Origin of the sequence: Pseudomonas sp. MYb327 (assembly GCF_040438925.1) — a bacterium.
Taxonomy (GTDB): Bacteria; Pseudomonadota; Gammaproteobacteria; order Pseudomonadales; family Pseudomonadaceae; genus Aquipseudomonas.
The window spans coordinates 2,501,001-2,515,336 of sequence record NZ_CP159258.1 but is presented as its reverse complement, the minus strand read 5'-3'; the positions used below and the strand labels follow the sequence as shown (position 1 = coordinate 2,515,336).

The 14,336-nt window shown below is 57.4% G+C and carries 14 protein-coding genes; 9 read left to right on the top strand and 5 right to left on the bottom strand.

Annotated elements, in window-relative coordinates:
- Positions 1–52: 52 nt before the first annotated feature.
- Positions 53–1,444, top strand: a complete 1,392-nt coding sequence (locus tag ABVN21_RS11230) for an MFS transporter (RefSeq protein WP_339552154.1) — start codon at positions 53–55, stop codon at positions 1,442–1,444.
- A gap of 125 nt (positions 1,445–1,569) precedes the next feature.
- Here ABVN21_RS11230 and pcaG read toward each other — a convergent pair whose 3' ends face one another.
- The 4 genes from pcaG to ABVN21_RS11210 all read right to left on the bottom strand — a co-directional run bounded on the left by pcaG (position 1,570) and on the right by ABVN21_RS11210 (position 4,705).
- Positions 1,570–2,172, bottom strand: coding sequence for a protocatechuate 3,4-dioxygenase subunit alpha (gene pcaG, locus ABVN21_RS11225; RefSeq protein ID WP_339552153.1), 603 nt, complete (start codon positions 2,170–2,172; stop codon positions 1,570–1,572).
- 12 nt (positions 2,173–2,184) lie between these two features.
- The gene (gene pcaH, locus ABVN21_RS11220) at positions 2,185–2,904 is read right to left on the bottom strand and encodes a protocatechuate 3,4-dioxygenase subunit beta (RefSeq protein WP_339552152.1); all 720 of its coding nucleotides are present in this window, start codon (positions 2,902–2,904) and stop codon (positions 2,185–2,187) included.
- Between the two features lie 126 nt (positions 2,905–3,030).
- The gene (pcaQ, locus tag ABVN21_RS11215) at positions 3,031–3,960 is read right to left on the bottom strand and encodes a pca operon transcription factor PcaQ (protein WP_339552151.1); all 930 of its coding nucleotides are present in this window, start codon (positions 3,958–3,960) and stop codon (positions 3,031–3,033) included.
- A gap of 61 nt (positions 3,961–4,021) precedes the next feature.
- Entirely contained in the window at positions 4,022–4,705 is a 684-nt protein-coding gene (locus ABVN21_RS11210; protein ID WP_339552150.1) for a class I SAM-dependent methyltransferase, read from the bottom strand.
- Between the two features lie 158 nt (positions 4,706–4,863).
- On the opposite strand from ABVN21_RS11210, the gene ABVN21_RS11205 reads away from it, so the two are divergent.
- From ABVN21_RS11205 to ABVN21_RS11180, 6 genes are all read left to right on the top strand, one after another.
- Complete coding sequence (locus tag ABVN21_RS11205; RefSeq protein ID WP_339552149.1) at positions 4,864–6,408, top strand: class I SAM-dependent methyltransferase; 1,545 nt, start codon at positions 4,864–4,866, stop codon at positions 6,406–6,408.
- Positions 6,409–6,558: 150 nt separating this feature from the next.
- Positions 6,559–6,951, top strand: coding sequence for a GFA family protein (locus ABVN21_RS11200; RefSeq protein ID WP_339552148.1), 393 nt, complete (start codon positions 6,559–6,561; stop codon positions 6,949–6,951).
- A gap of 182 nt (positions 6,952–7,133) precedes the next feature.
- Positions 7,134–7,634 (top strand): DUF4405 domain-containing protein, encoded by a 501-nt coding sequence (locus ABVN21_RS11195; RefSeq protein WP_339552147.1) that lies wholly within the window; start codon positions 7,134–7,136, stop codon positions 7,632–7,634.
- A 70-nt stretch (positions 7,635–7,704) separates the two neighbouring features.
- The gene (locus ABVN21_RS11190; protein WP_339552146.1) at positions 7,705–7,971 is read left to right on the top strand and encodes a ParD-like family protein; all 267 of its coding nucleotides are present in this window, start codon (positions 7,705–7,707) and stop codon (positions 7,969–7,971) included.
- Positions 7,968–8,762: a type I methionyl aminopeptidase gene (gene map / locus ABVN21_RS11185; protein ID WP_339552145.1), complete on the top strand. Its 795-nt coding sequence runs from the start codon at positions 7,968–7,970 to the stop codon at positions 8,760–8,762. Before ABVN21_RS11190 ends, map begins: the two co-directional genes overlap by 4 nt.
- A 231-nt stretch (positions 8,763–8,993) precedes the next feature.
- Positions 8,994–10,439 carry a mechanosensitive ion channel family protein gene (locus ABVN21_RS11180; RefSeq protein ID WP_339552144.1) on the top strand — a complete coding sequence of 482 codons (1,446 nt, stop codon included), beginning with the start codon at positions 8,994–8,996 and terminating at the stop codon, positions 10,437–10,439.
- 43 nt (positions 10,440–10,482) lie between these two features.
- Here the strand turns inward: ABVN21_RS11180 and ABVN21_RS11175 are convergent, their stop codons facing one another.
- A complete protein-coding gene (locus ABVN21_RS11175; protein WP_339552143.1) occupies positions 10,483–11,064 on the bottom strand; it encodes a hypothetical protein in 582 nt (193 codons plus the stop codon).
- 441 nt (positions 11,065–11,505) lie between these two features.
- Here ABVN21_RS11175 and ABVN21_RS11170 point away from each other — a divergent pair, with 441 nt between their 5' ends.
- A complete protein-coding gene (locus ABVN21_RS11170; protein ID WP_339552142.1) occupies positions 11,506–12,756 on the top strand; it encodes an OprD family outer membrane porin in 1,251 nt (416 codons plus the stop codon).
- A gap of 160 nt (positions 12,757–12,916) precedes the next feature.
- The gene (locus ABVN21_RS11165; protein ID WP_339552141.1) at positions 12,917–14,278 is read left to right on the top strand and encodes an MFS transporter; all 1,362 of its coding nucleotides are present in this window, start codon (positions 12,917–12,919) and stop codon (positions 14,276–14,278) included.
- Positions 14,279–14,336: the final 58 nt, after the last annotated feature.

Genomic DNA, 14,336 nt, shown 5'->3' with positions numbered 1-14,336 from the left:
TTCGTTCGATAGTAAACTATCGATTAATTTCGCAGCCAACCCGGGATGACCCATGTCTCAACGCCGCTCGACATTGATTGCCCTGTTAGTCGCGGTCACGTTCTTCATGGAAAACCTCGACGCCACGGTCATCGCCACCGCGCTGCCGGACATGGCCAGGACCTTTGGTGTGCCTGCGGTGGACGTGAACATCGGCATGAGCGTTTACATGCTCGCCGTCGCGGTGTTCATTCCCATCAGCGGCTGGTTGGCGGATCGTTTCGGCTCACGCCTGATATTCAGCTCGGCGATCGTACTGTTCAGCCTGTCTTCGTTGATGTGCGGGATGAGTGACAGCCTGGAAACCTTTGTCGCCGCGCGCGTGTTGCAAGGCATCAGCGGCGCGATGATGGTCCCGGTGGGGCGCCTGGCAGTGCTGCGCACCACGGAGAAAAAAGACCTGGTGAGGGCGATCTCTTTTATTACCTGGCCCGGCCTGGTTGCTCCGGTGCTCGGACCGCCCCTGGGAGGGTTCATCGTCACCCACGCTTCCTGGCCGTGGATTTTCTACCTTAATCTGCCGTTGGGTTTGTTGGCTTTGATTGCCGCGCTCGTCTTGATTCCCAAGAAAGACCACGCCATTTCCCGAACCTTCGACTTCAGCGGCTTTCTGCTGGCCGGCAGCGCCAGCGCTGCGTTGCTGTTCGGCGTAGAAATGCTTGGGCAAGGTCATGCCAATTTGCTGCCGGCGCTGTTGCTCACTTGTGCAGGCGTGGTGCTCGGTGTTGTGTCCTGGCGACATATGCGTCGACATGCGCAACCCTTGCTGGCGCTGGGTGTTCTGGGCATTCGTACCTTCAGCGTCTGCCTCTGTGGCGGATCGATTTTCCGGATCGCCATCAGCACCTTGCCGTTTCTCCTGCCGTTGATGTTTCAACTGGCCTTCGGTCTTTCTGCTCTGGATGCGGGGTTGCTGGTGCTGGCGGTCTTTGCCGGCAACTTGGCAATGAAGCCGTTCACCACGGCGGTGATGCAACGCTGGGGTTTTCGTCCGGTGTTGATGATCAATGGCGCCCTCGGCGTACTGGCGATAGCGGCCTGTGCATTGTTGGATGAGCAGATGAGTTGGGCGCTGATTCTGTTCATTCTGTTCATCGGTGGCTTGTCACGCTCAATGCAGTTCACCGCGTTCAACACGCTGGGCTTTGCCGATGTGCCCAAGGAACAGATGAGCGATGCCTCGACGTTGTTCAGCATGTTCTTCCAACTGAGCATGGCGATGGGGGTTGCCGTGGGCGCGTTGCTGCTTCGTCTGGCCATGAGCATCCATGGCAATGCCGGACACGCACAGACGGTCGACTTTCAGCTGACGTTCCTGTGTGTGGCGGTGATTGCGGGAATAGCCTTGCTGGACAATCTGCGATTGCCACCGAAGGCGGGAGAGGCGGTGTTGCAACGGGCATAAAAGTACCCCTACAAGGAATGTGCATTTCCTTTGTAGGAGCAGCCGGACTGTGCCCCCGATAGAAAATGGGCGGCTGTCAGGCCGCCATCGCTGGCAAGCCAGCTCCTACAGAGGACCGTGCGTCATCAGAAATCGAAGAACACGGTTTCCGATTCACCTTGAACATGGATATCGAAGCGGTACGCCAGCTTGCCATCGACCGTGCAGCGCTTGGCAATCAGGGATTCGCGCCGATGGGGTTGTTCGATCAGGTTCAAGACCGGGTCCACCGCGTTCGCCTCGGGTTCGTCGTCGAAATACACGCGGGTCTGCAAGTGGATGTTGATACCCCGAGCAAACAGCGACACGTTGATATGCGCGGCCATGGGCACGCCCGCGGCGTTTTTCACCACACCGGGTTTCACGGTTTTGATCGTCCATTCACCGACATCTGTGGTGGCGGTGCGGCCAAAGCAGTTAAAGGGTTTTTCCAGATCGTAAGCACTGTCGTAGACGCCTTCGTGATTCGCCTGCCAGCACTCCAGAAACGCGTCACGAATCAAGTGACCATTGCCGTCATACACATGGCCGAGCAATAAAATGTGCTCCCCGGGTGCGCCGGGTTTGGCCATTTCATTCCAGATTTCCTGCTCACGCGGCGCGTTGCCGGCAACTTCCAGCGCCAGGCCGATATGCACGTATGGGCCGGCGGTTTGCGATGGGGTTTCAGGCAGCAGTTGAACGGGCATATGCGTGCCTCCTCAGCAGTTTTCGAAGTGGGTCTTGCGCTGGCCGCGCAGGACAATATCAAAGCGATAAGCCAGGCAATCCATCGGATTGGCCATGCTCATATCAAGCTTGGCGATCAAGCTCTGCACTGCTTCCTGATTAGCGATCGACTTGACGATCGGGCACATCGGGATAAGCGGATCACCTTCGAAATACAGCTGGGTAATCAAGCGTGTGGCAATCGAAGGGCCACTGATGGAGACGTGGATGTGCGCAGGTCGCCAGTCGTTGGGACCATTGCGCCATGGGTACGGGCCGGGTTTGACGGTGCGGAAGCTGTAGTTGCCATCGCGATCGGTCAAGGCACGGCCAACGCCGCCGAAATTCGGGTCAAGCGGAGCCAGGTAGCTGTCTTTTTTATGCCGGTAGCGACCACCGGCATTGGCTTGCCACATTTCCACCAGGGTGTGGGGAATTGGCTTGCCGTATTGATCACAGACTCGACCGGCGACGATGATGCGTTCGCCAACGGGCAGGCTGCCGTGATTGAAATTCAACAGCAGATCGTTATCGTGCCGACCCATTTGCAGATGGGAAAAATCCGGGCCGCTGGTTTCGGATACAGACTGGGGAATGCTCACCAGTGCCTGGCGCGGGGATCGCAGGATTGACGTCTTGTAGTCAGGGGTCAGGGCTTTGGGATGCCAATTACGGTCACGAATGACGAAGCGGCTGTCGTGCGCATCAGACATGTCGTTTTTCCTATTGTTATGTTGGGACGGAGGCGGGTGCTGCGCTGGCAGCGACTCGTAGCCCAGTTTCCTCCGCTGTGACACAACACAAAATTGAAAAAACCGACCTTATCCATATCCAAACGGTTATGGATATTTGCCTTCACGATATTCTCCCCCGACCTCGCGCAGCGCCTCCACGCACCACTGCGCCGCCGGTGTCACCGGCAGCGCCGGGTTGGTGCACAGCCCCACGGAGCCGCCCGGTTCACGCATTCCCAGATCCAGCTCCACCAATTCGCCTTGGCGCAAGTCCTCCCGCACGGCGTCAAGCGGCGCAACCCAAATGGCCTGACTGCTGAGCACATAGCGTCGACTCAGGGCGACCGACAGGGTTTCCAGGCGTTGTCGCGATGGCGTAATCCCGTGCTGCACAAACAGGCTGTCGGCGAATTTGCGGATCGTCGTTCCCGCCGACGGCAACACCAGCGGATAGTCTTCAAGGTTGTTTTGTACCTGCGGATCGGCGAGCACGGGATGACCGCTGCGCACCACCAGGGTCATGGATTCGCTGTAAAGATGTTCGAACGTCAGCCCGAGAATCTGCGGACTATCGGTCATTCTGCCGACCACCAGATCCAGCTCTCCGACACGCAACCGGGACAGCAAATAGGCACTGGGCCCCGTCACGACACTGACCACCAGCGCGGGGTGTCGCGCGTGTAAACGGCAGACCACTTCTGGTACCAACAAGCTTTCGACAGTCGACAGCACTCCGAGCTGCACCGTAATCGGCTCGTGAACACCCGAGCGCAGGCTGTTGACCCCGTCGCGCAGCGATTGCACGCTCGGCCCGGCATAGCGCAAAAAGGCTACCCCGGCCTCGGTCAATGTCGAGCCCTTTTTACTCCGTTCAAACAGCGTGGTTTCCAGCAGGGATTCCAGTTCCTTCAGGGTCTTGGAAAGCGCAGGCTGGCTGATGGCCAACTTGTCGCAGGCGCGTGCCAGGCTGCCCTGGCGTGCGACCTCGAGAAAACACAGCAGATGACGGAATTTGATTCGGGTATCGATGTTCAATCGGGTGATCTTCCTTGGTGAATTGAACAGGTTCTAGTCAGGCGGCGCGCCTTGTCCGGACTCATCGATTTAACTCATCACGCCGCTCGGCCACCAACAACAATGACTGCGGCACAGGGCTTTGTGGGTGTTGCGGCTCTTGCAGGCTGGCCACTCGAAAACCGGCCATGTCCAGCGCATTGAGCCAACTGGACAAGGTGCGGAAATACCACGGCATGGGTTGCCACGATCCCTTGAAGCCAGCGAAAGTCTCTTCCCGCCAACCGTCCTGATAATCGCCTGTCGCCGCTGTCCACGGATGCAACGTCTGGATGACTAGCGCGCCGCCAGGGGCAAGCAGGGCGTTCATGGCGGCGAGCAGCGGGATAATGTCCTGGTGCAGCAGGGCGAAGTTGGCGCAGATCAGCTGGTAATTGCTGCCAATGTCCACCTTTGCCTCCACCAACTCGTCATAGCTCGCCAAATGCACCGGCGAAGCGCCCGCCGCCCGTGCCGCCTCGACCAGCGTCGCATCGCCGTCCACGCCGACTGCCTCTATGGCGCGTTCAGCCAGCGTACGCAACAGCCAGCCCTCGCCACAGCCGAGGTCGAGCACGCGCTCGGGCTGGCGGCCCAGCACAGCCAGCAGGATTGCCTGGTCGGTAACCTTCTGACGGCTTTCGATGGCGCCAGTGCGCACCGCATCGATCCAGGATTGGGCATTGTGGTGCCAGCTTTGGAGGAGGGTGGATTCGGGGGCGGGCATTTTAGTGTCCGGAATGATGGTTGGTTAAAAAGACAGGTAACCCTTGCACAGTGACTTCTTCAATAAAAACCTGATGCACGATTTTCTGCTTGTGGCGCGCAACGGCTACCCCTTATAAGTGCAACCTTTTTAGATTCGACACATTAAGGATGCAAAGCATGAGCACAGCCTGGAACGAAGGTTATTTCACGGACGAAGGTTACACCTACAGTTATTGCCGGGAAATCAATCCAGTGTTCCAGCGCTACTGTCTGCTGTTGCGTGGTTTTGCCACGGTAGAGAGTGCCGACGCGTATCACTGCGAACTGGGTTTTGGCCAGGGTGTCTCGATCAATATCCATGCTGCGGCCAACCCGGGTTCCTATGTAGGCACGGACTTCCACCCGGCTATGGCGGCCCACGCCATCGGACTGGCGAACGCCTCTGACAGCAATGCCCGGCTGTATGACGACAGCTTCGAGCAACTGCTGGCGCGCAATGATTTGCCGCAGTTCGACAGCATCAGCCTTCATGGCATCTGGACCTGGGTCAGCCGCGACAATCAAAAACTGATCGTCGAATTCGCCCGTCGGCACCTCAAGCCAGGTGGTCTGCTGTACATCGATTACAACTGCCTGCCGGGCTGGTCGCCTTCAGCACCGTTGCGTCAGTTGTTCAGCGTGCATGACCGCTTTGCCTCCAAAGCATCGGCACGCCCGGGGGAGCGCATCGAGGCAGCGCTGCAATTCTCCGAAGCGTTGCTGGCCGCCAACCCCAACTACGCCCACGCGGCCCCGAGCCTTGGCACCAATCTGCAAAGCATCAAAGGGCAGGATCGGCGATACGTCGCCCATGAATACTTCAACCGCGATTGGAATTGCATGTACTTCACTGACGTCGTCGATGCACTGGTGCATGCCAAGCTCGACTACGCGACGACGGCCGTGCCGCTGGACGCGGTCGACGCGCTCAACCTGAGGGCTGAAGGCATGGAGTTTCTGGAAGGCATCGAACACCCGATCCTGCGCGAGCAAGCGCGTGACTATTTCGTCAACCAGAATTTCCGCCGGGATCTGTACGTACGAGGCGCCAGTCGACTGTCTGCCGCTGAGCGCCGCGAGCACTTGCTCAATACACGTTTCGTCCTGCTGCGAGGGGCGGAAACCGTATCGAGTACGGTCAAGGGACCGGCAGGCGAAGCTTCTTTGCAGGTAGAGATATACGGTCCTGTACTCGAAGCGCTGGCGGCCGATGACTATGCGCCAAAAACCTTGCGCCAGTTGTTGGGTGCTTTGCCCGCGCAGGCTTATGGCGAACTTGAGCAAGCCATCAACGTGCTGGTGGGCATGGGCGTAGCGGCTCCGTGCCAGAGCGAAGCGGCCGAGAAACGGGTGCAGGCACGTTGCGACGATCTCAACCTGCAACTGTGTAAACGCTCGCTTTACGGCAACACGATCCAGATCATGGCCAGCCCGGTCACCGGTGGTGGCGTTCCCGTCAGCCGTTTCCAGCAGTTGTTCCTGATTGCTATCAAGCATGGCAAGAAACATCCGTCGGAATGGGCACAACTGGCGTGGAGCATCATCGCCGAACAGGGCGAGGGCATCCTCAAGGGCGATACAGCCCTGACGACGGCCGAAGAAAACATTGCTGAACTGAACGAGCAGGCGCAGGCGTTTGCCGAGCAATCGCTGGTGATTCTCAAGGCGCTGAAAATCGCTTGATCGCAAGTGATGCCGCGCGGTTGGCGGTGCACTCGCAACACAGCGGTCGTGGAGCTGCTATTTTCACAAGTACCGGTTTGAGCCGGCTGTCAGGTCACTCCGATATTTCACTCGGACAGACCGGTGCTTGATGAGAAGAGGAGACGCAACATGGACCGATTCACTGGCAGTTGCCTGTGCGGCAACGTTCGAATTGAGGCCTCGGGGCAACCGTACCGTGTGGGCGTTTGCCATTGCCTCGACTGCCGCAAGCATAATGGGTCGCTGTTTCAAGCTTCGGCGATTTTCCCTCAAGACGCGGTGACGATCGAAGGCGAAACCCGGGACTATGCCGGGCGGTTTTTCTGTCCCCGTTGCGGCTCGTCTGTTTTCGGGCGCAGCGACGACGAAATCGAAGTGAATCTGGGATCTCTGGATGCCCCCGACCAACTGATGCCGACCTACGAACTCTGGACCGTGCGTCGCGAGTCCTGGTTGCCGGCGTTTCCGTTCAAGCATCGCTATGAGCGCGATCGTGAGAGCGCCGGGCGATTCGAGAAGTAGCGCTTGGACTCATTAGTTGTCGGGCGCAATGTAACTTCAAACTTTACTCTGGCTTACAAACTCCTTACATAGATCAGCGTTACCATGGCGGTCCTCAACTAATCCATAACATTCCTTGTTATAGATCCGCTGCGTCTGCTTGTTCGTGGGCGCCAAGACCATAGAGCCATGGAAGTCCTTACTTGAAAAACCTGATCAATCGCTACGCAACTCCCCTGACCACAGGCTTCTTCCTCGTCTCTTTGGTGTCTGGCGTGGCGTTGTTCTTCCATTGGGCGCCAGCGCTGTTTCATGGCATGCATGAATGGCTCAGCATTGTCCTTCTCATTCCATTTGCGCTGCACTTGTGGAAGAACTGGGGGCCTTTAATGGGCTATGTCAAACGCAAGTCGCTTTACTGGCCGCTGTTGCTTTCGATTTTGGTGGCAGTGCCGTTTGTCGTTTCCGGCATGAGTGCCAGACAGGGCGGTAATCCGGCCTTTGCCGCGGTGCAACTTGTCACTAAAGCGCCATTGAGCGACAGCGCAGCACTGTTCAAGAACACGCCCGATGAACTGGTGGCGCGCTTACGTCAACGAGGGCTTACAGTGACATCGCCGAACGACACCCTCAACCAGATCGCCCAGTCAGCGCAGATGCAGCCTGCGCAGTTGATCGCGGAGCTACTGAAAGAACGGCCGTAATTCTGAAATTGCGCTCTCGCCCTGATCACGATTAATATACGATCCATATGCATTTCATATCGGATTGATCATGGGTATCGTAAAAATTTCAGAAGACATGCACGAGAATCTGCGCGTCGCCAGCGACGCGCTGAGTCGTTCGATCAATGCCCAGGCCGAGCACTGGATGCGCATCGGCATGCTTGCGGAGTTGCATCCAAACCTCGATCACACCGATATCTGCCGCATGCTGATTCGTGCCGAGCAGGCGGGTGGTCTCGATGTAAAACAACTCTGCGTGCTCGCGGATGTTTCGCAAGGCTCTCAGGTGCATGCAACATCCGGAGCCAAGCAATGAAGGCAAATATCACCATTAATACCCCGGCGGACATCGCCAAGTCGGGCGCGGCTGCCACGCTGGCTGCCGAAGTGCTGGCGATGATCACTCCCCATGTGAAAGCGGGGGTCACCACCAACGAACTTGATCGGATCTGTCACGACTACATCGTCAATGTGCAGAAAGCCATTCCGGGCAATGTCGGTTACCACGGCTTCCCGAAAACCGTGTGCGCATCCGTCAACGAGGTGGTGTGCCATGGCATCCCTTCGAACAGGGCATTGAAGGATGGCGACATCCTGAACATCGACATTGCGGTCATCAAGGATGGTTGGTTTGGCGACACCAGCCGCATGTATTTCGTCGGCGAGCCTGCGCCGCAAGCACGACGCCTGGTCAAGACAACCTATGACGCCATGTGCGCCGGCATACGAATGGTCCGTCCCGGCGCGACACTGGGCGACATCGGGTATGCCATTCAAAAGGTCGCTGAAGATGCCGGGTTCAGTGTCGTACGCGAATATTGCGGTCACGGTATCGGCAAGGTTTATCACGATGAGCCGCAGATCCTGCATTACGGCTTTCCAGGCCAGGGACTCAAGCTGAAGGCCGGCATGATTTTCACCATCGAACCGATGCTGAACCTGGGCAAGCGCCACGTAAAAACCCTGGACGACGGCTGGACGGTGGTGACCAAGGATCAGTCCCTTTCGGCCCAATGGGAACACATGGTGGCGGTCACTGAAGACGGCTTTCAGGTGCTGACTTCCTGGCCGGACAGCAGCGATGAATATCCCGCTATCGTGCAGTAGCCAGTAACTTTTCTTGCGGGTGATGACGGTTATTCAGGGGTGAAGTAGCCGTCAGCTGTCCGCCACGATCAACCGGCTACTGCGGTCGTGAAACTTCCCGATTGCCGGGACCTATCGGTTTGCCGATTGGCAGCCATACTTTTGCATCAACGGCGCCGTTCCCGGGATTGCCGCGGTGGTGCGCCGAATGAAGGCGATCTTCCGGTCATTGACCTGCGCTGGAGGTGCTTGATGCTGTCCTTGTTATCTGAACGTCCACTGATCTGTGGCCTGGCGTTGATCCTGATCGATATGGTGATGTGGCGTGTGGTTGGCTCCCACCGGTACAACTGGAAAGTGCTCGCGCGTCTGGTCATTTTTTCGTTGTACAGCGTGCTGTTGTTCCATGAAGGCCTGAGTCCCTGGGAGCCGGCGCCCTCGATTGATGATGCGCCGCTGCAATTCGCACACACGGTGCTGCAGATCATCTGGTGGCTGTTCGGCGCGCGTACGCTCACGGTGATGATCGGTTCGGTGATGATGTATCGGGTAGGGCACGCCGGGCGGTTACTGCAGGACTTGCTCGGCGCGGTGATTTTCCTGGTTGCGGTGATCGCCGCGCTGGCTTATGTGCTCAATCTGCCGGTCAAGGGCGTTCTGGCGACGTCCGGTGCCTTGGCGATCATTGTCGGTCTGGCCCTGCAAAGCACCCTCAGCGACGTGTTTTCCGGGATCGTCCTGAACACCACCAAGCCCTATCAAATCGATGACTGGATCGCCATCGACGGCACCGAAGGCCGGGTGACCGATATCGATTGGCGTGCCACGTTCCTGCAAACCTCGCAAGGCAGCATGATCGTAATTCCGAACTCGATGGCGGCAAAAGCCAAAATCACCAACTTCAGCCGCCCCAGCGACATGTTCGGCGTTTCGATCAGTTTGTTGATCAGCCCGCAGGTGCGACCAAACAAAGTGTTCGATGCCCTTGAGCGTGCGGCACAGGGCTGCCGCATTCTGCTGACCAAACCCGCTCCCAAGGTGACGATCAAAAGTACCGGCAGCAATGGCGTGGAATACGAAGTCAGCGGCTTCGTGGTGTCGATGGACCAGAAGCGCACGGTGCGCAACCAGATGTACGATCTGGCGTACCGGCATTTGCTGGCGGCCGGTGTCAGCTGGATATCGACCATTGAACCGAGCGTGCCAGTGCGGCTGTCGCGAGCCAGGGCCTTGCTGGACCACACCAGTATTTTCTCGGGTAACTTGAGTGAGGAAGACAAGGACCACGTCAGCCAGAACATGACCCTGCAATCCTTTCCTCCCGGCGAAATCATTCTGGCGGGCGGGCAGGTCAGCTCGGAGTTGTACATCATTGAGTCCGGCGTGGTGACGGTGGCCTTGTTCCGTGCTGGCGTCAAATTCGAAGCCGGGCGCATGGGGCCAGGGGAGGTGATCGGCGAAGGCGGGATCGTCTCGGGAACAGCGCTGCCGGCGGAGTTCGCCGCCCTGACTTTTTGCAATCTGTACCGCATCGAACGGGATTATCTCCAGCCGTGCATGGAGGCTCGTCACGAGATGTGCCAAGCGATGAAAGCGTTGCTGGATTTCCGCCTGCAGATAGCCCATACGATGACTCAGGAAGAGCCAAAGGCTATCGAGAAAAAAGGTTTCCTGCAGTGGCTGCGCAGCCGGGTGTGATCGGCCAGCACAGGGCAGGCGAGCGAACGTTTCGTGTGCCTTTCTACGTTAATTCAAGTCGCTCTAACGCATAGTCCTTGCCTGCCAGGGTCAGTTCAAAAGTGGTGGCGCCAAACGTACCCCTTGTCACTTTTTGTTTCACAAGACGTTTGGCCTGGAGTTGCTTCAGACCGATTTCGACTTCTAGCGTGCTGAGTGAAACAAGCTTGCAAACCGAGGTTAAATTGGCAACTTTTCTGAAGCTGGCATGGTAGGCCAAAGCTTCCATCAGAAGCGTTTGGTTATCTGTCAGCTGAGGAAACTGAGGGTTGTTCTTTTTGTAAACTTTGCGCTCTAACTCGTGTAACTCGCCATGAGTTCCATCTGTGAGGCGCAGGTAGCAAATCCCGACAGACAGAACGCTGATTAAAATCGTGATAATCATCAACAGCGACCAATTCGGTATTGGCGTTTCCAGCAAAAGCCAATCCCAAAAAAGTAGCAACCAGTCCGTGGTATCTGCCAGTAACGTCAGGTCGAAGAAGGTGTCGAGCAGCTTCATGATAGCCCCCGCGACAAGAACGATGCCTGCCGAGAAGGCCATAACCTTGAACATGAACGGGACATGGATGCCTTGCGCTGCCATGCTGCTCGTCTCTAGTGCTGAACAGTTGTTATCAGCATAGCAGTGCCTGAGCTGTCAGCTCGCCGGCATTAACAGGTGACCGACCTGTCACTTCGTCCATTTATCGGTGCCGATGATCCATTTGGCACCACGGCGCAAGCTTTCATTGGAATACGTCAGCCTGTTTTCGGCGCTCCTTTTCGCAGTCGATGATCACATCGGCGCCTTAACTCGTGCGAACTCGCCGTTCCTTTCTGAACTCACCACGTTCCGCCTTCGGGTCGACTAAGGGAAACCTTTAGCCGGGTTGAAGATTTCCCCCTCACGGATGCTGTTCATCTCGATACCGGGCTGACGTCCACTCGCATACCTTGCGTGGACAAGAGGCGTGTCGCCGTAGCGGATTGCTCCAATGAGCTCGCTTGGTGTTTTACCCCATAACAATAAGAGTGGAGACGTTGGATGCTTCAGGTAAAGCAAACTTGCCGTGGGCTCCGTATTGCCAGCGCATTGGGAATGATGTGTTCGCCATTGGCAGCCTATGCCGATGTTATTGATGACAGTCACTTCAAGGTCGATACGCGTAACTTCTATTTGCACCGTAACTACACCAATACCGATGCGCCGGTTTCTGAAGTGCATAGTTGGTCCCAGGGTTTCGATGCGCAGTTTACTTCCGGCTACACCGATACAGCCTTGGCCATCGGCCTTGATGTGGATGCGCAATACGCTGTGCGCCTGGATTCGTCGGGCAACGACGGTTCGCTGCCTTACAGCGTCACCGATCAACAAACGGCTGATGACTACAGTCGCGCCGGTGCCACCTTCAAGATGCGCTACAGCAAGACCGAATTGAAGGTCGGTGATCTGCGCCCTCAATTGCCGGTGGCATTCGATGACCCCAGTCGGCAGTTGGACACCATTTACCAAGGCGCCGTGGTTGAGTCCAAGGAGGTCGATAAGCTGACGCTGACCGGCGGCCGCTTCTGGTCTGCCGTGACCCGGGAATCTTCCAACCACGAAAAGCTGTACAAGTTTGGCTCCACCGATAATCTCGACAGTGATGGCCTGGACTTTGGTGGCGTGACTTACGACATCAGCAAAAACCTGCAAGCCAGTTATTTCTATGGCGTGTTGCACGACATTTATCAGCAGCACTATTTCGGCCTGATGCACATGGCTGATTTGGGTAACGGCTACAAACTTAAAACCGACTTGCGCTACTTCAATAACAATGAAGATGGCAATGCCTTGAACGGTGAGATTGATAACCGTTCCTACGGTGCCTTGTTCACCTTGCTCAAAGGTGCACACATGTTTGGCCTCAGTTACCAGCGCATGCTCGGCGACAGCGTATTCCCGACGATGAACGGGTATATCCCGCAACCTTACCTGGTGCACTGGTCGTCCCTGGGTTTTGTCCGCCCGGATGAAAAATCCTGGTCGGCGCGCTATGGCTATGACTTTGCGGGGATGGGCATGCCGGGTCTGAAGTTCTACACCCGCTACACCAAGGGCACCAACTGGGATCGCGGTGGCAACCTTAGCGACAACGAGGAAAGCGAACGTTACCTGGGCCTGAACTACGTGGTGCAGAGTGGTCCGCTGCAAGGCCTCGGAATGGACCTGCGCAACATCGATGTGAAACAGAAGTTTGGCTACGACTACAACGAATTCCGTGTCGCCACGACCTACACCTGGAAGTTCTGGTAAACCCGACTCATCCAGCGATTGACCCTATAACAATAAGAGGCCTGACCATGTTCAAACCCATTGTCCTTTACATCTGCCCCGCAACTTCCCAGTCGGTGACATGTGCACCGTTACCCGGCGCGCTGCGCGCATGAGCGGATTCCAAGAGGAGCTAGCACGAGTGAATATCCAGGTCGATAACGCGGTCCTGCAACAGCAGAAAAAGAAAACCTACCTTTACGAGTGGTACGTGGTGGCCCTGTGCATGGTCGCCTACATTTTTTCATTTGTGGACCGGCAGATCCTCGCGCTGATGATCGAGCCGATCAAAGCCGACCTGCAGATCAGTGACACCCAGTTCAGCTTGTTGCACGGGCTGGCGTTTTCGTTGTTCTACGCCTTCATGGGCATGCCGATCGCTTATCTGGCTGACCGCTTCTCGCGACCGAAGATCATCGCCGTCGGCGTGGTGTTCTGGAGCCTGGCGACGGCAGCCTGCGGCTTGAGCAAGAACTTCCTGCACATGTTCCTCGCGCGCATTGGCGTGGGTGTCGGCGAAGCGGCCCTGTCGCCCTCGGCCTACTCGATGTTCAGCGACATGTTCCCCAAGGAGAAACTCGGTCGCGCAGTAGGCATCTACTCGATCGGCTCGTTCGTCGGTGGCGGTCTGGCGTTCCTGGTGGGCGGCTATGTGATCGCGATGCTCAAGGACATGAACACCATTGAGGTCGCCTTTCTTGGCGCGATGAAGGCCTGGCAACTGGCGTTCTTCATTGTTGGCTTGCCTGGCATTGTGGTCGGCCTGCTGATCTGGCTCACCGTGCGCGACCCGGCGCGCAAAGGCTTGCAGGTTGATGCACAAGGCCGGGCGAAGAAGGTCGCGATGAGCGATGGCTTGCGTTTCCTCGGCCGCCACCGTGCCACCTTCGCCTGCCATTACCTGGGTTTTTCGTTCTACGCCATGGTGCTGTTCTGCATGATGAGCTGGAGCCCGGCGCTGTACATCCGCAAGTTCGGCCTGACGCCGATGGAGGCGGGATACATGCTCGGCACCGTGCTGTTGCTGGCCAACACCGCCGGGGTGCTGTTCGGTGGTTGGCTGACCGATTACCTGGCCAAGAAAGGTCATCAGGATGCCGCGATGCGCACCGGCGTGATCGGTGCACTGGGCATGGCGGTGCCGGCCGTGCTGTTTCCTCAAGCCGATCAACTGTGGTTGTCGGTGACGCTGCTGGTGCCGGCGATGTTCTTCGCTTCGTTCCCGATGCCGGCGTCCACGGCGGCCATGCAGATCCTCGCGCCGAACCAGGTGCGTGCGCAGGTTTCGGCGGTGTTCCTGCTGATCAGCAATCTCCTGGGCTTGGGCCTGGGGACCACGTTGGTGGCGCTGTTGACTGACCGTTATTTCGGTTCGCCAGCTGCTGTAGGCTCGTCGATGTCGCTGGTGATCGCGGGTGCGTCTGCATTGACGGTGCTCTTGCTGTGGCGTGGTTGCCGTCGATTCCGCGAAAGCTATGCCCGTGAGTACCCGACCCAGGCGTGACACCCAGCGTCCATCGTAAGTACTTCGGCCTCGCTCCGTTTCCACGCAGCGGGGCCGC